We start from the raw sequence: 17,608 nt of genomic DNA on the forward strand, positions 1-17,608 counted from the left end.
TTACCGCGCAGCGCCCTGGATCAGTTGCCGCATTTCCCGCACGGCGTCCTTGAAACCCACGAACAGGGCATGAGCGACCAGGGCGTGGCCGATGTTCAGCTCGTTGATCCCGGGAATCGCCGCCACCGCCTCGACGTTGTGGTAATGCAGGCCATGCCCGGCGTTGACGATCAGCCCCAGCTCGAGGCCCAGCGCCACGCCCTCGCGGATACGTTGCAGCTCCAGCGCGGCGTCCTGCGCGCTGTGCGCATCGGCATAGCGTCCGGTATGCAGCTCGATGGCAGGGGCGCCGGCCCGCTTGCTGGCCTCGATCTGCCGTGGATCGGCGTCGATGAACAGCGACACCTCGCAGCCGATGGCGGCCAGGCGCTGCACGGCGGCAGCGATGCGCGCTTCCTGCCCGGCCACGTCCAGGCCGCCTTCGGTGGTCAGCTCCTGGCGGGTTTCCGGCACCAGGCAGACATGCTCGGGACGGATCTCTTCGGCGAAATCGAGCATGAAGTCGGTCACGCCCATCTCGAAGTTCATGCGCGTCTGCAGCACCTCCTTGAGCAGGCGTACGTCGCGCTCCTGGATATGCCGGCGGTCTTCGCGCAGGTGCACGGTGATGCCGTCGGCACCCGCCTCTTCGGCGTCCAGCGCCGCCTTCACCGGGTCGGGATAACGGGTGCCCCGGGCCTGGCGCAGGGTCGCCACATGGTCGATATTCACGCCCAGCAAAACACGCTTGGCTTCAGTCACGGGTCGGCTCCTTGAGCGTCATGAACAATTCGCGGCTGACCAGCGGTCGGCCGCCCAGATGAGGAGCGAGCGCCTGACGCATCAGGCGCTTGGCGGCAGCCAGGGCGCCGGGCGCCGTCCAGTCCGCTTCGGCCATGGCCAGCAACTCGGTACCGAGGAAGGCGCCGGGCTGCCAATGACCGATGGGCTGCAGACCGCTGTCGGCCTGCAGGCGGTACAGTCCTTCGGCCACCACCGGCGTGCCCTGCAGATCGCAGTCGAGGGCGAAACCATAGCCCAGCTCGTCCAGCAGACGCCATTCGAAGGCGCGCAGCAAGGGCTCCAGCGCTCGGCCCTGGGCCAGGGCGGCAACGGTCATGGCGTAATGCTCGAACACGGCGGGATGGGGGTCTTCGGCCGGCAGCAGGCGAATCAGCAGCTCGTTCAGGTACAGGCCGCTGAACAACGCTTCACCGCCGAGCAGGTTGGGAATACCGGCGGCGTCGAGCCGGGCGACGTTCTTCAGCTCGCCACGCCCGCGGGTTTCCAGTTCCAGAGGAATGAACGGCCGGGCCAGGCTGCCGGCCTTGCCGCGGGCGCCGCGCAACACCGCGCGCAAACGCCCTTGCGGGGTGAGGAAATCCACCAGCGCGCTGCTTTCCCGGTAGGCACGGCTGTGCAGGACATAAGCGGGCTGGCTGGCCGGTAGCATGCTCGGTTACCCGTGATGATGAGGCCACGGCCTCGGGGCCGAAGCCCTCAGATATCGTCGTAGCCCAGCGAGCGCAGGGCGCGCTCGTCATCGGACCAGCCGCCTTTGACCTTGACCCAGAGGTTGAGCATGACCTTGGAGTCGAACATCACCTCCATGTCCTTGCGCGCATCCTGGCCGATGCGTTTGATGCGCTCGCCCTTCTCGCCGATGATGATCTTCTTCTGTCCGTCGCGCTCGACCAGGATCAGCGCATGGATGTGCAGGATGCGTCCGTCGCGCTTGAACTCCTCGATCTCCACGGTGATCTGGTACGGCAGCTCGGCGCCGAGCTGGCGCATGATCTTCTCGCGCACCAGTTCGGCGGCGAAGAAGCGGCTGGAGCGGTCGGTCACCTGATCCTCGGGGAAGAAATGCACACCCTCGGGCAGGCGCTCGCCGACCAGCTTCTCCAGGGTGTCGAGGTTGTGCCCCTGCTGCGCCGAGACCGGCACGATCTCGGCATTGGGCAGTTGCGTGGCCAGCCACTCCAGGTGCGGCATCAGCTCGGCCTTGTCCTCCAGGCGATCGGTCTTGTTGATCGCCAGGATCACCGGGCCCTGCACGTACTGCACGCGCTCGAGCACCATCTGGTCCTCATCGGTCCAGCGGGTACGGTCGACCACGAAGATCACCACGTCGACGTCCTTGAGGGCCGCCGAGGCATTCTTGTTCATGTAGCGGTTGAGCGCTTTCTCGCCGTTCTTGTGCAAGCCGGGGGTATCGACGTAGATCGCCTGCACCTCGCCTTCGGTCTTGATCCCGAGCATGTTGTGGCGGGTGGTCTGTGGCTTGCGCGAGGTGATCGCCAGCTTCTGCCCGAGGATGTGGTTGAGCAGCGTCGACTTGCCCACGTTGGGCCGGCCGACGATGGCGACATAGCCACAGCGTGTTGCAGGTGAATCAGTCATGCCCATTCTCCACACCCAGGGCAATCAGGGCAGCCGCCGCGGCCACCTGCTCGGCGATGCGGCGGCTGGCGCCCTGGCCCAGGGTCTTGTCAGTCAGTAGGTTGACCTGACACTCGACGACGAATGTCCGGCAATGCGGCTCGCCCTGGATATCCACCACGTCGTAACGCGGCAGCTCGCAGGCACGCGACTGCAGAAACTCCTGCAGGCGGGTCTTGGGGTCCTTGTTGGTATCGACCAGGGTCAGGCCGTCCAGCTCATTGGTCAGCCAGGCCAGCACGCGCTGACGGGCGACGTCGATGCCGGCATCCAGGTAGATCGCCCCGATCAGCGCCTCGAGGGCATCGGCCAGGATCGAGTCGCGACGAAAGCCGCCGCTTTTCAGCTCGCCGGAACCCAGACGCAAGTATTCGCCCAGGTCGAAGCCACGCGCCAGCACGGCCAGCGTCTCGCCCTTGACCAGGCGTGCCCGCAGACGCGAAAGCTGCCCCTCGCGGGCCTGGGGAAAGCGCTCGTACAGGGCTTCGCCGGCGACGAAGTTGAGAATGGCGTCACCGAGAAACTCCAGGCGCTCGTTGTTGCGCCCGGCGAAACTGCGGTGGGTCAGGGCCAGGATCATCAGATCCTGATCCTTGAAACTATGACCGAGCTGACGCTCGAGACGGGTCAACGAAACACTCACGGCCTACGCACACGGAATTCTTTGTCGAAATGCACCACCAGATCGAGGTTCTCGATCAGGGCTTCACGTTTTTCATACTTCAGGTGGGCCAGGAACTCGTTGTTCTCGATGGTCACTTTCAGCGCCTCCTGCAGGTTCAGGTCACGAATGCTGTTGACCGTCATGCCCTTGCTGACATGGCTGTAGAAATCGCCCACGGTACGGATGTCCTGACTCTTGTCGGTTCCCACCGAGGTGATGATCTTCTCCATCGACAGGTAATCGAGGTAGTGCGGGATCACCTTGAACGCCGTACTGGCGAAGAACGCCACCACGGCCAGTACCACCAGCCAACTCAGAATCGACAAGCCCTTCTGCGAGCGTGCGAATGTCATGTTCTTCCCCATCGTTCGATTGTCCAGGTATGAGCCCAGGGCTCAAGACAAGACTATAGATAGCGAACGGCGCCGTATTGAACGGCACCGCAAAATCTTCATCGGTCAGTGAATGAGACCGACGCGCGAGAAGTTCGGCAGGTTGCTCAACTTCGGGTCCGGCCAGCTCATCCAGATGGCGAACGCCTTGCCGACGATATTGCGGTCGGGAACCATGCCCAGCACATCCTTGGGAATGCTCGGGTCGTTCCAGTAGCGGCTGTCGTTGGAGTTGTCGCGGTTGTCGCCCATCATGAAGTAATGGCCCTGCGGAATCGTCCACTCCTTGCCGGGCTCGGCGCGGTAGCGGTTCATTTCCTTGCGGATGCGGTGCTCCACCTCGCCCAGGCGCTCGCTGTACAGCGTGGCGCTGCCCAGGCTGCCGGGTTCCTCGCCGATCAGTTGCTCGGCCACCGGCTGCTCGTTGACGAACAGGCGCTTGTCGCTGCTGTAGCGCACATGGTCGCCCGGCAGGCCGATGACCCGCTTGATGTAGTTGATGTTCGGATCGCTGGGGTAGCGGAACACCATGACATCGCCACGCTGCGGATCACCGACCTCGATCACCTTGGTATCCAGCACCGGCAGGCGGATGCCATAGGCGAACTTGTTGACCAGGATGAAATCGCCCACTTCCAGGGTCGGGATCATCGAGCCGGACGGGATCTGGAACGGCTCGACCAGAAAGGAACGCAGCACCAGCACGATGGCCAGCACCGGAAAGAACGACTTGCCGTACTCGACCAGCAAGGGTTCCTTGTTCAGTTTCTCGACCACGGCGTCGTCGGCTTCGCCGACCTGGCCCTGATAGCTGGCAATCGCCGCACGACGGCGTGGAGCCAGAAATACCAGATCGAACAGGGCCAGCGCGCCGCACACGGCGACGGCGATGACCAGCAACAACGGAAAATTAAATGACATAAGACCTAGCTATCCAACCTGAGTACGGCAAGGAAGGCTTCCTGTGGAATCTCCACGTTACCCACTTGCTTCATGCGTTTCTTACCGGCCTTCTGCTTTTCCAACAGCTTGCGCTTGCGGCTTACGTCACCGCCGTAGCATTTGGCCAGAACGTTCTTTCTCAGCGCCTTGACAGTGGTGCGTGCGACGATCTGCCCGCCAATGGCGGCCTGGATCGCGACATCGAACATCTGCCGAGGAATCAACTCTTTCATCTTCTCGGTCAACGCCCGACCTTTGTAGTGGGCATTATCCTTATGCACGATCAGGGCCAGGGCATCAACCTTGTCGCCGTTGATCAGCACGTCCAGCTTGACCAGATTGGCCGACTGGTAGCGATCGAAATGGTAATCCAGGGAGGCGTAGCCACGGCTGGTGGACTTCAGGCGATCGAAGAAGTCGAGTACCACTTCGTTCATCGGCAGGTCGTAACGTACCTGAACCTGGGTCCCGAGGAATTGCATGTCGCGCTGCACGCCACGCTTCTCGATGCACAGGGTGATGACGTTGCCCAGGTGCTCCTGGGGCACCAGGATGGTGGCCTGCACGATCGGCTCGCGGAAGTCCTCGACCGAAGAGACATCCGGCAGCTTGGACGGGTTGTCGACGTAGATCGTCTCGCCGTTCTTGAGCACCACCTCGAAAATCACGCTCGGCGCGGTGGTGATCAGATCCAGGTCGTACTCGCGCTCCAGGCGCTCCTGGATGATTTCCATGTGCAGCATGCCGAGGAAGCCGCAGCGGAAGCCGAAGCCCAGGGCATCGGAGCTTTCCGGCAGATATTGCAGCGACGAATCGTTGAGGGTCAGCTTCTGCAGGGCATCGCGGAAATCCTCGAAATCATCGGAGCTGACCGGGAACAGACCGGCATACACCTGCGGCTGGATACGCTTGAAACCGGGCAGCATTTCCACGTCGGGCGTGGAGTTCAGGGTCAGGGTGTCGCCCACCGGCGCGCCGTGGATGTCCTTGATGCTGGCGATGATGAAGCCCACCTCACCGGCCTTCAGATCGGCGGTGGCGGTATGCTTGGGGTTGAACACGCCGACGCTGTCGACCAGGTGCACCTTGCCGGTGGACTTGACCAGGATCTTGTCGCCCTTCTTCACCCGCCCGTGACGCACGCGCACCAGGGAGACGACGCCCAGGTAGTTGTCGAACCAGGAATCGATGATCAGCGCCTGCAGCGGCGCGTCGATCTCGCCGGTTGGCGCCGGAATGGTCTGCACCAGGCGCTCGAGCACCTCATCGACGCCCATGCCGCTCTTGGCGCTGCAGGCCACGGCGTCGGTGGCATCGATGCCGATGATCTTCTCGATCTCGTCCTTGACCCGGTCCGGATCGGCCTGGGGCAGATCCATCTTGTTCAGCACCGGCATGACCTCGAGGCCCTGCTCGATGGCGGTGTAGCAGTTGGCGACCGACTGCGCCTCGACGCCCTGACCGGCATCGACCACCAGCAGCGCGCCCTCGCAAGCGGCCAGGGAGCGGCTGACTTCGTAGGTGAAGTCGACGTGGCCCGGCGTGTCGATGAAATTCAGCTGGTAGGTGATGCCATCCTGCGCCTTGTAGTACAGGGTGACGCTGTGGGCCTTGATGGTGATGCCACGCTCACGCTCCAGGTCCATGGAGTCGAGAACCTGGGCCTCCATCTCACGAGCGGCCAGGCCGCCGCACATCTGAATGAAACGGTCAGCCAGCGTCGACTTGCCGTGGTCAATGTGGGCAATGATGGAAAAATTGCGGATATGACTCAGGTCACTCACAGGACAACACTCGAAAAGGCCGCAGGCGACTGCCCGCCGAAAATAGCCGCGAAGTTTAACCGAGTGGCGCCCTCTACGTCACGTCGAGGCCGACGTCGGGATTCGCTATTTAGCCACCCTTGCCATGCACGGAAACAAAAAAATGCCCGGGCCGAAACAAAGGCTATCGCTGTTCACCCCTCGCCCTTGGGGATAGGGCAGTTTTTTGACGGTTGATCGGCAGCGCACCCAGATGGCGCGACATTAAAAAAGGGGCGATCTCATCGCCCCTTTTTACACCCGGACCGTTACTCGGCCAAGCCTACTCAGCCAGCTTGAAGGTGATGAAGCTGGCACGCCCCTGACGCAGAACGCGCATGGATACCGAACGGTTCTTCGGCAGTGCCTGGGCGACTTCGGTGAAGTTCTTCGCCGAACTGATCGCCTGGTTGTTCAGGTGCGTGATCACGTCACCCGGACGCAGACCGATCAGCGCCGCCGGTCCATCCTGAACCTCGCGGATGACCACGCCACCTTTCAGGTCGAGGTTCTTCTTCTGCTCGGCGGTCAACTCGATGACCTTCACGCCCAGGCGATTACTGCTGCGCTCGACACCCGGCGTAGCGGTTTCCGTGGCGGTATCGCCCTCTTCCGGCATGGCGCCGACGGCCAGTTTCAGGGTCTTGCGCGAGCCCTCGCGCACGATGACCAGCTCAGCCTGGGTGCCCGGCTTCAAGCCACCGACCAGATGGGGCAGATCCGCGGACATGATGATCGGCTTGCCATCCAGGCTGAGGATCACGTCACCGACCTGCAGGCCACCCCTGGCTGCCGGGCCATCCTCGAGCACCTGGGCGACCAGGGCGCCAGCCGGCTTGTCCAGCCCGAACGACTCGGCCAGATCCTTGTTCACTTCCTGGATCACCACCCCGAGCCAGCCACGGTTGACCTTGCCACCCTCTTTCAGCTGATCGGCGACATCCATCGCCACACTCATCGGAATGGCGAACGACAGCCCCATGAAGCCACCGGAGCGGGTGAAGATCTGCGAGTTGATCCCCACCACCTCGCCGTCCAGATTGAACAGCGGACCGCCGGAGTTGCCCGGGTTGATCGCCACGTCGGTCTGGATGAACGGCACATAGCTCTCGTTGGGCAGGCTACGCCCCTTGGCGCTGACGATACCGGCGGTCACCGAGTGATCGAAACCGAACGGCGAACCGATGGCCAGCACCCATTCGCCGACTTTCAGGTTATCGGAGTTGCCCAGCTTGACGGTCGGCAGATTGTCGCCCTCGACCTTGAGCAGCGCCACATCGCTGCGCGGGTCGGTACCGACCAGCTTGGCTTCCAGCTCGCTGCGGTCGGAAAGACGCACGATGATCTCGTCGGCATCCGCCACCACATGGTTGTTGGTGAGGATGTAGCCATCCTTGGAGATGATGAAGCCCGAGCCCAGGGACTGGGCCTCGCGCTGGCGACCACCGCCACCGGGCGAACGCGGCACCTGGGGAATGTTGCGCTCGAAGAACTCGCGGAACATCGGCGGCAGGCCTTCCAGATCCGGCACAGCCAGACCGCCGCCCGCTACCGCATCCGGCACTTTCTGTCGGGTACTGATATTGACGACGGCCGGCGAGGCCGCCTCGACCAGCGGCGTGAAGTCAGGCAGTTGCGCATGCGCGGCAAGCGACTGCCCCAACAGGAACACTGCGAATATCGCAGCGGCATACGATTTCAGGCTAGGCATCGACATACAGCTTTCCCCATCCAGAACGAACCAAAGCTCCGCTGAACTATCAGCGAAAACAGCATATGACGATACAGCGGCACCCATCGACCTTGATCGTTATCGTCGATCCTTATGGCGTTGCATGCACTTCGTCCGTACGCATCGACAAGGCGACGCGTTCCGCCGTGCCCAGCGGTATCTCTCCAACCACGGTCACCATCACGTCGCCCTCGGCGGTCGACAGACGCCGGGATACCGCGACAGTCGGCCCCAACTGGCTGCGCGCATCGGCAACGGCAGCGTCATGCAGGGGTTCGAGGAAAACGGAAAAACGCGCCAGCCCATCGTCGTAGATCAGACAGTCGACCGTATCGGCAGAGGCTGGACTACGGCGCTGGGTGACGGCGCTCAGGGTGAAGCCCGGCGGAATCCAGTCGGATCGCCACGGTTCGGGCTGGGCGCGTTCGGATTTCACCAGGCGAATCGGGTTGCAATCGGCCGTGGGCTGCAAAACCGCAGCGGACGGAGCCTGGGTGGTATCCAGTTGAGTGAACTGAAAACGCTCGAGCAGCACGCCCTTGTCGTTGACCAGCAGCGACTTTAGCGGCAGGCCGGTATCGCGATCCAGATGCAGCTCGACGCCATAGCGATGCTGGTCACGGGGCGAGAGCCCCAGCACGACCGCGGAACGCCCTGCCACCCGCGATTCGCCGATGACACGCAACTCGTACCATTCGGCCAATTGCTGGGCGTTCAGTTCATGGGCCGGCCAGGCCTGGGTATCGGCAACCTGTTCCGACAGCGAGCCACTGACACACTGCGCCTGACCGTCGACCCTGAGGATTTCCTGGGGCGCCCCATCGAGTTGCAACAGGCGCTCGCGCACACCGCCGCTCGGCTCCACCTGGCGCCAGATGCTGTGTGTAGAGAAGTTGCCGTTGCGTTCGTAGACGAAGGTGCCTTGAAAACTCTGGTTACGCTCGGCGTTGCCGAGTCGCTGCAACCAGGCCTGAGCATCGGCAGCCATGGCCGGAAAGGCCAGACAGCTGCCGAGCACCAGGGATGTGACGGGTATGAAGCGCATACGCGTCCTTAACGATCTTCCAGACTCGCAGAGCGGGCGAATGGCAGCGCATTCTCTGCCGCACCGGGCGCGGACTGCTGGGCATGCTGGCGCAGGTACTCCGGCAGACGCTGCTCATGCCAGCCCTGCTCGCCTTCGGCGGAAACGGTTTCCACTTCGGGCTGATCGGTAGAGGTATTGAAACCTGCCAACATGGCCGGCCCCTGCATTTGCGGCAGGGCGATGGATGGCTGGTTCTGCTGCTGTTGAGCCAGTTGCGCGCCAGCCACGTCGTCCTGGTTGTACAGACGCACACCCGCCAGCACGGCAACGGTGACCGTGGCCGCTACGGCCATGCGACCCAGGTTGCGCCATGGGCCGCGAACGACCTTGTCGGCAACGGGGGCGGCATCGTTTTCCAGGGCCGCGGAGACGGCAGCTGCGATGTCCAGACGCGGTTCGAGCAGATCCTTGTGCATCGCCGCGCGAGCGACCTGGTAACGCGACCAGGTAGCACGAAATTCGACGTCATTGCTCGCACCGAGCACACGCCGCAGTTCCAGTTCATCCGCTTCGTTATCCATCACCGCGGACAGCGATTCCTGCAGGGCTTCACGACTCATAGCGGTTCCTCTCTTGGCTGACGCCGCTGTCTCAGGCTTCCTGCAACAAGGGTTGCAGGGATTTGTCGATGGCTTCACGCGCCCGAAAGATTCGCGAACGCACGGTGCCAACCGGACACTGCATGACGCTCGCAATGTCTTCGTAACTCAGACCATCGAATTCACGTAACGTTAGCGCGGTACGCAAATCTTCTGGCAATTGCTGGATGCTGCGATGCACGGTGGCTTCGATCTCATCCCGCAACAATGCTCGCTCAGGCGACTCGATGTCCTTGAGGGCGTGATCGCCATCGTAGAACTCCGCGTCTTCAGCGCTTACATCGTTATCCGGCGGTCGCCGACCACGCGACACCAGGTGGTTCTTCGCCGTGTTGATGGCGATCCGGTACAGCCACGTATAGAACGCACTATCACCGCGAAAGTTTCCCAGCGCCCGATAAGCCTTCACGAAGGCTTCCTGCGCCACATCCTGAGCTTCATGGGTGTCGTGCACGAAACGCACGATCAACCCGAGAATCTTGTGCTGATACTTCAGCACCAACAGATCAAACGCTCGCTTGTCGCCACGCTGAACGCGCTCGACCAGCTGCTGATCCTCTTCCTGGGTTAGCATGAACACTCCTCGTTGAGTCCGCAGGAGGACAGCGTATGCCAGAGGATCGATCTGCCAAAATAGACTCGAGCCTTGCGCAAAAGTTCTCCCCTCCGAACAAGCTTCCTGCAAAACCCTTTCGGTTTCGCACGGAACAGCGCACCAGAGCTTCTATCCCTGCTGCGCGAATAGTCTTAGATCGCCTGGCCTGCCGAAACGAAACCCACTGACGTGGCTCTCAACCTATTCGACCTCCAGACACAGCCCCTCTCCGGGTGACCGCCTATAGAACCTGGGCTACTAAGAAAGTTCCCACGAGCTATAGGCAGGCATAACAGCTCCACGCCACAGCAGACTGCCAGCAAAGAAGGCACATCGCCATCCCGCACGATACACATTCTTGCCCATGGCCGACTACCAAGCCGGCTATTGTGCCGTCGCCCCCCTCTATATACTAGAGGGGCCGGCCTGTTCCCGCGCCGAATCCTGCGGTCTGCGCTGAACGGCAACAGACCCTGGGGTCGTCACTCTGCGGAATACTCGAACGATGAGCCAACACTTCCAACACGACGTTCTGATCATCGGCAGCGGCGCCGCCGGACTGACGCTGGCCCTGACCCTGCCCGAACACTTGCGTATCGCCGTGTTGAGCAAGGGTGAACTGGCCAATGGCTCGACTTACTGGGCCCAGGGCGGCGTCGCCGCGGTACTCGACGACACCGACACCGTCGACTCCCACGTGGCGGATACGCTCAACGCCGGTGGCGGCCTGTGTCGCGAGGACGCCGTGCGCTTCACCGTGGAGCACAGCCGCGAAGCGATCCAGTGGCTGATCGAACAAGGCGTGCCCTTCACCCGCGATGACGAACATGATCACGAAGACGGCGGCTTCGAGTTCCACCTGACCCGCGAAGGCGGCCACAGCCACCGCCGCATCATTCACGCCGCGGATGCCACGGGCGCGGCGATCTTCAACACCCTGCTGCAACAGACCCGCCAGCGGCGCAATGTCGAGCTGCTGGAGCAGCGCGTCGCGGTGGACCTGATCACCGAACGCAAGCTGGGCCTGCCCGGCCAGCGCTGCCTGGGAGCCTACGTGCTGGATCGGCAAAGCGGCGAGGTGGACACCCACCATGCGCGCTTCGTCATTCTCGCCACCGGCGGTGCAGCCAAGGTCTACCTCTATACCAGCAACCCGGACGGCGCCTGCGGCGATGGCATCGCCATGGCCTGGCGCGCCGGCTGTCGGGTCGGCAACCTCGAGTTCAACCAGTTCCACCCGACCTGCCTGTATCACCCCCAGGCCAAGAGCTTCCTGGTCACCGAAGCCCTGCGCGGCGAAGGCGCGCTGCTCAAACTGCCCAATGGCGAACGCTTCATGCCACGCTTCGACCCGCGCGAGGAGCTGGCCCCGCGCGACATCGTCGCCCGCGCCATCGACCATGAAATGAAGCGCCTGGGTATCGACTGCGTCTACCTGGATATCAGCCATAAACCAGCGGACTTCGTGAAAAGCCATTTCCCGACCGTCTACGAACGCTGCCTGGATTTCGGCATCGACATCACCCGCCAAGCCATCCCGGTGGTGCCGGCCGCGCACTACACCTGCGGCGGCGTCGTGGTCGATCAGGCCGGCCGCACCGATATCCCCGGCCTCTATGCCATCGGCGAAACCAGCTTCACCGGCCTGCACGGCGCCAATCGCATGGCCAGCAACTCCCTGCTCGAATGTTTCGTCTATGCCCGCTCGGCCGCCGCCGACATCGTCGCCCAACTGGAGCAGGTGCCAATGCCCAGCGCACTGCCCTCCTGGGATGCCAGTCAGGTCACCGACTCCGACGAGGACGTGATCATCGCCCACAACTGGGACGAGTTGCGGCGCTTCATGTGGGACTACGTGGGCATCGTGCGTACCAACAAGCGCCTGCAGCGCGCCCAGCACCGGGTGCGCCTGCTGCTCGACGAGATCGACGAGTTCTACAGCAACTACAAGGTCAGCCGCGACCTGATCGAGCTGAGGAACCTGGCGCAGGTGGCCGAGCTGATGATCCGCTCGGCGATGGAGCGCAAGGAATCCCGGGGCCTGCACTACACCCTGGACTACCCCGGGCTGCTACCGCAGCCGCGCGACACTATTCTGCAACCGCCCAGCGCTGGCGACTGAACTTCAATCGCACCCGCAGGCGCCGGTGCAGGTCACGCGGCATGGCATCGGCGGGAACGCACACGCTGTGTGTCCAGCGCCGCCCCGGGAGACGAAAGCGCAGCACGACCAGCCAGGGCAGCGCCATGCTGTCGGGCTGCAGGCTGACGGATTGCCAGCCCGCGTCATCGCGCAGGATCTGCCACCCCTCGGCATCGCAGCGCAGGCCCCGCCAGGCCCGCGGCGAGCGCAGCAGGATATGCCGCGGCAAGACCCAGCCGGCATGCGCCGCGCAAGCGCTCAGGGCCAGCAGCAACAGCCAGGCGGGCAGGTCGACGAGGAACAGGGTGAGCAGTGCCAGCGCCTGCACGCAGAGGTAGACCTCCAGCAGCCGTCGCGACGGCTGCCAGCGGCATTCGAACTGTTTACTGGGGTTGGACACGGGCCAGGATCATGCGCACCATGCGCCGCAGATCGGCATCGTCCGGCTCGCCGCGCTGCATGAACCAGCCGAACATGTCCTGATCCTCGCACGCCAGCAATTTGCGGTAGCGCGCGCGATCGTCCTCGTCCAGCGTCGGGTACACTTCTTTCACGAAAGGCACCAGCAGCACATCCAGCTCCAGCATGCCACGTCGGCTGTGCCAGAAAAGGCGATTGAGTTCAGTGGCATCGACCATGGGACTGCTCCTTGAAATAGGCCGGCAGTATAACAAGAGCTGGAAGCTGGAAGCTGGAAGCTGGAAGCTGGAAGCTGGAAGCTGGAAGCTGGAAAGCATGAGGGCTCGGGCTCAATGCCTGTCAAGCTTCTTCGCCCCGCCCTGCCCGCAGCCGCTTTTCTCTTGAAGCTTGTAGCTTGCAGCTTGCCACTGCTCTTATCATGAGCCCCTCATCCCTCGCCTGCGATTCTCCATGACCATGGCCGACAGCGCTTTCTTTTGCCCCCTCAACCATGAAGGCATCCTCGCCGTGCGTGGCCCCGATGCCGGCAAATTCCTCCAGGGCCAGCTCACCTGCAACCTCAACTACCTGGGCGCCAACGGCTCCAGCCTGGGCGCGCGCTGCACCCCGAAGGGACGCATGCTCTCCAGCTTCCGCATTGTCGCCGTGGCGGATGGTTTCGTGCTGGCCATGGCCCGGGAGCTGGTCGAACCCCAGCTCACCGACCTGCAGAAATACGCGGTATTTTCCAAATCCAGACTGACCGACGAAAGCGCGGACTGGGCACGCTTCGGCCTGAGCGGCGGCGAAGCGGCGCTGCAGGCCCTGGGCCTGCAACTCGACGCCCTGGGCGACAGCGTGGCCCACAGCCAGGATCTTCTGGCAGTGCGCCTGAGCGATGGCCGCGCCGAACTCTGGGCTCCGGCGGCCCAGGCGCAGAGGGTGCAGCAGCTGTTGAGCGAACACCTGCCGCAGGCAGCGCTGAACGACTGGCTGCTGGCCCAGGTGCGGGCCGGCATCGGCCAGGTCATGGGCGCCACCCGCGAGTTGTTCATTCCGCAGATGATCAACCTGCAGGCGCTGGGCGGCGTGAGTTTCAAGAAAGGCTGCTACACCGGCCAGGAAATCGTCGCGCGCATGCAGTACCTGGGCAAACTCAAGCGCCGCCTGTATCGCCTGGGGCTGGCCGGCACGCAGCTCCCGGAGCCGGGCTGCGAGCTGTTTTCCCCCGTGCACCGCAGCGCGGTCGGCGAGGTGGTGCTGGCTGCGACCGGTGAAAGCGGCATCGAACTGCTCGCGGTCCTGCAGGAGGATGCGGTCAACGACGGGCGCATTCACCTCGCCTCCCTGGAGGGCCTGCCGCTGAGCCTGCTCGAGTTGCCGTATACCCTGGATTCCGACCGGGAAATCCAGCGCTGATTTACACTGCGGGCGTCCGCCACCACAGATTCATCAAGAGAACTCCATGAGCAAACTTGCCGAGAAAGTCCAGCAGGAACTGATCAGGGCCATCGACAACGATGAGCTGGTGCTGCCGACCCTGCCGGAGGTCGCCCTGAAAGTGCGCGAGGCCGCGGAAGATCCCAATATCGGCATCCCGGAACTGAGCAAGGTCATCGGCAACGATGCAGCGCTTACCGCGCGCATCATCAAGGTGGTCAACAGCCCTCTGCTGCGCACCAGCAAGGAGATCACCGACCTGCAGATGGCGGTCGGGCGCCTGGGCATCAACTACACCTGCAACCTGGCCACCGGCCTGGCCATGGAACAGATGTTCCAGGCAACCACCGACGTGGTCGACCGCAAGATGCGCGAAGTGTGGAACAAGAGCACGGAAATCGCCGGCATCTGCCACGTACTGTGCCGCCACTACACCCGACTGATGCCGGATCAGGCCACCCTCGCCGGCCTGGTGCACCAGATCGGCGTCCTGCCGATTCTCACCTATGCCGAAGAACACAGCGAACTGCTGGCCGATTCGATCAGCCTCAACCACGTCATCGAGCAGATCCACCCGATCATCGGCGACAAGATCCTGCGCACCTGGGAATTCCCCGAGCTGATCGCCAGCGTGCCAAGCCAGTACCTGGACTTCAGCCGCGACAGCGCCAAGGTCGACTACATCGACATCGTTCAGGTGGCGACACTGCAGAGTTACCTGGGCAGTACCCACCCCTATACGCAGCTCGACTGGAGCCAGGTGCCGGCTTTCGAGAAGCTCGGCCTGTCGGCGGACATGGACATGCATGGCGACGAAGACCTGTCGGCCGCCATGGACGCCGCCATGCATATGCTGCAGTAAAGAGCAGCCTTAAGCTGCAAGCTGCAAGCGTATCGCCCGAAGTCGGGTTCCTGGCGGTGATCTCGACTCTTTCACGCCGCCCGTGTAGGAGCGTCGACCTCGGCGCGATGCGATGGTAGCCATGCCGCAAAACGCGGTATGGCCACGTTTCGCCGCGGGGTCGCGGCTCCTACAAAGCCAGGGCAAGCCGCCGTTTTACGGGCCAAATGCTTAAGCTTTTACTTGCAGCTTGAGGCTTGCAGCTTGTAGCTAATCGCCGCTCTCGGCCTGGAACACCACGCGAACCAGCAGGCCATGGGGCATGACCTGATGCAGGCTGATCGAGGCGCGGTGGGCGCGACAGATCTCGCCGACGATGGCCAGGCCCAGCCCCGCGCCCGCCCCCTGCGCCTGGCGACGGTAGAAACGCTCGAAGACCTTCTCCCGATCCCGCTCGGGGATACCCGGCCCATCATCCTCGACCTCCAGCACACCCGACTCCAGCACACGCAGGATCACGTTGCCACCCGGCTCGGTATAGGCCATGGCGTTATCGAGCAGATTGCACAGCAACTCATTGAGCAGGGTCGGTTCGCCACGCATCCACACCGGCTGCTCGGCCTCCAGCGCCAGGGCCACGCCGCGGGCATGGGCCAGCGGCGCCAGGGCCAGGCCCAGCTCCCGGGCCAACTGGCTGAGGTCCAGACGCTGGGCGCCGCCTTCGGCGATCGCGCGCGCCCCGCTTTCGATCCGCGCCAGCGACAGCAGTTGATTGGCCAGGTGGGTGAGCCGATCGGTATTGAGCGCCGCATCCTCCAGGGTGCCGTACCAGACCTGAGGATCGCGATCGCGCAAGCCGAGCTCGACGCGCGCCTTGAGCGCTGCCAGCGGCGTGCGCAGTTCATGGGCGGCATCGGCGATGAACTGCGACTGACGCTCGAACAGACCCCGCAGGCGATCGTTGAACTGATTCAGCGCGTTGACCAACGGGCGCAGCTCGCGGGGCATGTCACCATCGGGCAATGGCCGCAGATCATCGCTGCCACGCTCAGCCACCGCGCGGCGCAGGCTTTCCAGCGGGCGCAGCCCGGCGCTTACCGCCAGCCATACCAGCACCAGCGCACTGAGCGACAGCAGCCCCATGCGCCACAGCGTACCGAGCAGCAGTTCACGGGTCATGCGTTCACGGGCGCCCTGGGTTTCCGCCACGCGAACTTCCGCCACCCCGTTGAAACCGGGCTCGCTCACCGGCTGCAGAAAGCTGACCACGCGCACCCCCTGGCTGCGGTATACGCCATCGTAGAACTTGGCCAGCGCCGGATAATCGTTGGTACGCGGCGTGCCGGGCGGCGGCGCGGGCAGATCCTCGTAGCCGGACACCAGCTCGCCCTTGGGGCCCAGCACCTGGTAATAGATACGCCCGGCGCTGTCATAGGCGAAGGTATCCAGCGCGATATAGGGCACATTGGCCGTCAGCGCGTCCTCGACGGCATGCAGCCCATCGGAGATGGCCCGCGCCGACGCCAGCAGGGTACGGTCGTAGGCGGTATCGGCCGCGTGACGGGCACTCCAGTAGGCGCTCATGCTGCTGACCAGCAGGATCACCGCCAGCAACAGCGCCAGGCGCCTGAGCAACCGGCCACGCAGGCTGCCAGGACTATCCACCGACCGCCTCCAGCAGGTAGCCCAGGCCACGGAAGGTGACGATACGCACCGACCCCCCTTCGAGTTTCTTGCGCAGCCGGTGGACATAGATCTCGATGGCATCGGCGCTGGCTTCCTCGTCCAGACCGAAGACCTGGGCGGCCAGTTGCTCCTTGCTCATGACCCGCCCGGGGCGGGCAATCATGGCCTCCAGCACCGCCTGCTCGCGGGACGTCAGGTTGAGGCTTTCATCGAGCAGGGTGAAGCGCCGGGTCGCCAGGTCGTAGACCAGATCGCCGCAGCGCAACTGCTGCTCGCCGCCGAGCATGCTGCGGCGCAGCAGGGCCTTGACCCGCGCCTCCAGCTCGCTGAGCTCGAAGGGTTTGGCCAGGTAGTCGTCCGCCCCCAGGTTGAGGCCGTGCACGCGGTCCTTGACCTCGCCCCGGGCGGTCAACATGAGTACCGGCAGGGTCTTGCCACGCCCGCGCAGGCGCGCCAGTACCTCGAAACCATCCATGCGCGGCAGGCCGATATCGAGGATCGCCAGGGCATAGTCCTCGCTGCTCAGGGCCAGATCCGCCGCCACGCCGTCATGCAGCACATCCACCGTCCAGCCGGCGGCTTTCAATGCCTGCGTCACACTCGCCGCCAGTTGCGGATGATCCTCGACCAGCAGAATTCGCATCGCCACCTCACACGCCGAAACAGGGTTACCCACACAAATGTGACAGGAGTTTACAGCCAGCAGCCGGGATTGGGGGGCTGACGATGCCGCTGCCGCGGCCTACAACTTTCAACACTGAAAGGTTGTTGAAAGGTTGCCGCCCTAGGATCAGCGTCGGGTGGCTCGATCCGCCCATAGAACGGTACGCGCGGTGGTGTGCGGCCGTGACAAAAATAACAATGG

The 17,608-nt window shown here is 63.5% G+C and carries 18 protein-coding genes; 3 read left to right on the plus strand and 15 right to left on the minus strand.

Translation table 11 applies throughout. The features are described 5' to 3' along the window. The 11 genes from pdxJ to rpoE all read right to left on the minus strand — a co-directional run bounded on the left by pdxJ (position 1) and on the right by rpoE (position 10,213). Complete coding sequence (pdxJ, locus tag DNK34_RS21210) at positions 1–741, minus strand: pyridoxine 5'-phosphate synthase (protein WP_131177177.1); 741 nt, start codon at positions 739–741, stop codon at positions 1–3. Further along, positions 734–1,432, minus strand: coding sequence for a DNA repair protein RecO (gene recO, locus DNK34_RS21215; protein ID WP_131177178.1), 699 nt, complete (start codon positions 1,430–1,432; stop codon positions 734–736). The genes pdxJ and recO overlap by 8 nt, the downstream gene beginning before the upstream one ends. Positions 1,433–1,479: 47 nt before the next feature. Beyond that, a complete protein-coding gene (era, locus tag DNK34_RS21220; RefSeq protein WP_131177179.1) occupies positions 1,480–2,382 on the minus strand; it encodes a GTPase Era in 903 nt (300 codons plus the stop codon). Continuing rightward, the gene (rnc, locus tag DNK34_RS21225) at positions 2,375–3,064 is read right to left on the minus strand and encodes a ribonuclease III (RefSeq protein WP_131177180.1); all 690 of its coding nucleotides are present in this window, start codon (positions 3,062–3,064) and stop codon (positions 2,375–2,377) included. Before rnc ends, era begins: the two co-directional genes overlap by 8 nt. Then, positions 3,061–3,438, minus strand: coding sequence for a DUF4845 domain-containing protein (locus tag DNK34_RS21230; protein WP_131177181.1), 378 nt, complete (start codon positions 3,436–3,438; stop codon positions 3,061–3,063). The genes rnc and DNK34_RS21230 overlap by 4 nt, the downstream gene beginning before the upstream one ends. Positions 3,439–3,543: 105 nt before the next feature. Then, positions 3,544–4,398: a signal peptidase I gene (gene lepB / locus DNK34_RS21235; RefSeq protein ID WP_131177182.1), complete on the minus strand. Its 855-nt coding sequence runs from the start codon at positions 4,396–4,398 to the stop codon at positions 3,544–3,546. A gap of 5 nt (positions 4,399–4,403) precedes the next feature. Beyond that, positions 4,404–6,203 (minus strand): translation elongation factor 4, encoded by a 1,800-nt coding sequence (gene lepA / locus DNK34_RS21240; protein WP_131177183.1) that lies wholly within the window; start codon positions 6,201–6,203, stop codon positions 4,404–4,406. Between the two features lie 301 nt (positions 6,204–6,504). Beyond that, complete coding sequence (locus tag DNK34_RS21245; RefSeq protein WP_131177184.1) at positions 6,505–7,932, minus strand: DegQ family serine endoprotease; 1,428 nt, start codon at positions 7,930–7,932, stop codon at positions 6,505–6,507. A gap of 112 nt (positions 7,933–8,044) precedes the next feature. Next, entirely contained in the window at positions 8,045–8,998 is a 954-nt protein-coding gene (locus DNK34_RS21250; protein WP_131177185.1) for a MucB/RseB C-terminal domain-containing protein, read from the minus strand. Positions 8,999–9,006: 8 nt separating this feature from the next. After that, the gene (locus tag DNK34_RS21255; protein WP_131177186.1) at positions 9,007–9,600 is read right to left on the minus strand and encodes a sigma-E factor negative regulatory protein; all 594 of its coding nucleotides are present in this window, start codon (positions 9,598–9,600) and stop codon (positions 9,007–9,009) included. A 31-nt stretch (positions 9,601–9,631) separates the two neighbouring features. Further along, positions 9,632–10,213 (minus strand): RNA polymerase sigma factor RpoE/AlgU, encoded by a 582-nt coding sequence (gene rpoE / locus DNK34_RS21260; RefSeq protein WP_013792331.1) that lies wholly within the window; start codon positions 10,211–10,213, stop codon positions 9,632–9,634. Between the two features lie 526 nt (positions 10,214–10,739). On the opposite strand from rpoE, the gene nadB reads away from it, so the two are divergent. After that, complete coding sequence (gene nadB, locus DNK34_RS21265; protein WP_131177187.1) at positions 10,740–12,356, plus strand: L-aspartate oxidase; 1,617 nt, start codon at positions 10,740–10,742, stop codon at positions 12,354–12,356. On the opposite strand, the gene DNK34_RS21270 is transcribed toward nadB, so the two are convergent. After that, positions 12,325–12,777 carry a protein YgfX gene (locus tag DNK34_RS21270; protein ID WP_131177188.1) on the minus strand — a complete coding sequence of 151 codons (453 nt, stop codon included), beginning with the start codon at positions 12,775–12,777 and terminating at the stop codon, positions 12,325–12,327. The two genes, nadB and DNK34_RS21270, sit on opposite strands and share 32 nt — an antisense overlap. Then, entirely contained in the window at positions 12,761–13,015 is a 255-nt protein-coding gene (locus tag DNK34_RS21275; RefSeq protein WP_131177189.1) for an FAD assembly factor SdhE, read from the minus strand. The genes DNK34_RS21270 and DNK34_RS21275 overlap by 17 nt, the downstream gene beginning before the upstream one ends. Before the next feature lie 238 nt (positions 13,016–13,253). Between DNK34_RS21275 and ygfZ the strand changes: the two genes are divergently transcribed. Together ygfZ and DNK34_RS21285 are read left to right on the plus strand one after the other, a co-directional pair. After that, entirely contained in the window at positions 13,254–14,195 is a 942-nt protein-coding gene (gene ygfZ, locus DNK34_RS21280) for a CAF17-like 4Fe-4S cluster assembly/insertion protein YgfZ (protein ID WP_131177220.1), read from the plus strand. Between the two features lie 46 nt (positions 14,196–14,241). Further along, positions 14,242–15,078, plus strand: a complete 837-nt coding sequence (locus tag DNK34_RS21285; RefSeq protein ID WP_131177190.1) for an HDOD domain-containing protein — start codon at positions 14,242–14,244, stop codon at positions 15,076–15,078. Positions 15,079–15,327: 249 nt separating this feature from the next. On the opposite strand, the gene DNK34_RS21290 is transcribed toward DNK34_RS21285, so the two are convergent. Both DNK34_RS21290 and DNK34_RS21295 read right to left on the minus strand, forming a co-directional pair. After that, complete coding sequence (locus tag DNK34_RS21290) at positions 15,328–16,722, minus strand: sensor histidine kinase (RefSeq protein WP_131177191.1); 1,395 nt, start codon at positions 16,720–16,722, stop codon at positions 15,328–15,330. After that, positions 16,715–17,386, minus strand: a complete 672-nt coding sequence (locus tag DNK34_RS21295; protein WP_131177192.1) for a response regulator — start codon at positions 17,384–17,386, stop codon at positions 16,715–16,717. Before DNK34_RS21295 ends, DNK34_RS21290 begins: the two co-directional genes overlap by 8 nt. Between the last annotated feature and the right edge of the window lie 222 nt (positions 17,387–17,608).

Source organism: Phytopseudomonas dryadis (genome assembly GCF_004327355.1).
Lineage (GTDB): Bacteria > Pseudomonadota > Gammaproteobacteria > Pseudomonadales > Pseudomonadaceae > Aquipseudomonas > Aquipseudomonas dryadis.

Excerpts from the sequence above, each read along its gene's own strand:
- DNK34_RS21250 (WP_131177185.1), bottom strand. The coding sequence starts at position 8,998 with ATGCGCTTCATACCCGTCACATCCCTGGTGCTCGGCAGCTGTCTGGCC.
- ygfZ (WP_131177220.1), top strand. The coding sequence starts at position 13,254 with ATGGCCGACAGCGCTTTCTTTTGCCCCCTCAACCATGAAGGCATCCTC.
- DNK34_RS21285 (WP_131177190.1), top strand. The coding sequence starts at position 14,242 with ATGAGCAAACTTGCCGAGAAAGTCCAGCAGGAACTGATCAGGGCCATC.
- lepB (WP_131177182.1), bottom strand. The coding sequence starts at position 4,398 with ATGTCATTTAATTTTCCGTTGTTGCTGGTCATCGCCGTCGCCGTGTGC.
- DNK34_RS21230 (WP_131177181.1), bottom strand. The coding sequence starts at position 3,438 with ATGACATTCGCACGCTCGCAGAAGGGCTTGTCGATTCTGAGTTGGCTG.
- rpoE (WP_013792331.1), bottom strand. The coding sequence starts at position 10,213 with ATGCTAACCCAGGAAGAGGATCAGCAGCTGGTCGAGCGCGTTCAGCGT.
- DNK34_RS21245 (WP_131177184.1), bottom strand. The coding sequence starts at position 7,932 with ATGCCTAGCCTGAAATCGTATGCCGCTGCGATATTCGCAGTGTTCCTG.
- era (WP_131177179.1), bottom strand. The coding sequence starts at position 2,382 with ATGACTGATTCACCTGCAACACGCTGTGGCTATGTCGCCATCGTCGGC.
- DNK34_RS21275 (WP_131177189.1), bottom strand. The coding sequence starts at position 13,015 with ATGGTCGATGCCACTGAACTCAATCGCCTTTTCTGGCACAGCCGACGT.
- nadB (WP_131177187.1), top strand. The coding sequence starts at position 10,740 with ATGAGCCAACACTTCCAACACGACGTTCTGATCATCGGCAGCGGCGCC.
- recO (WP_131177178.1), bottom strand. The coding sequence starts at position 1,432 with ATGCTACCGGCCAGCCAGCCCGCTTATGTCCTGCACAGCCGTGCCTAC.
- DNK34_RS21255 (WP_131177186.1), bottom strand. The coding sequence starts at position 9,600 with ATGAGTCGTGAAGCCCTGCAGGAATCGCTGTCCGCGGTGATGGATAAC.
- DNK34_RS21295 (WP_131177192.1), bottom strand. The coding sequence starts at position 17,386 with ATGCGAATTCTGCTGGTCGAGGATCATCCGCAACTGGCGGCGAGTGTG.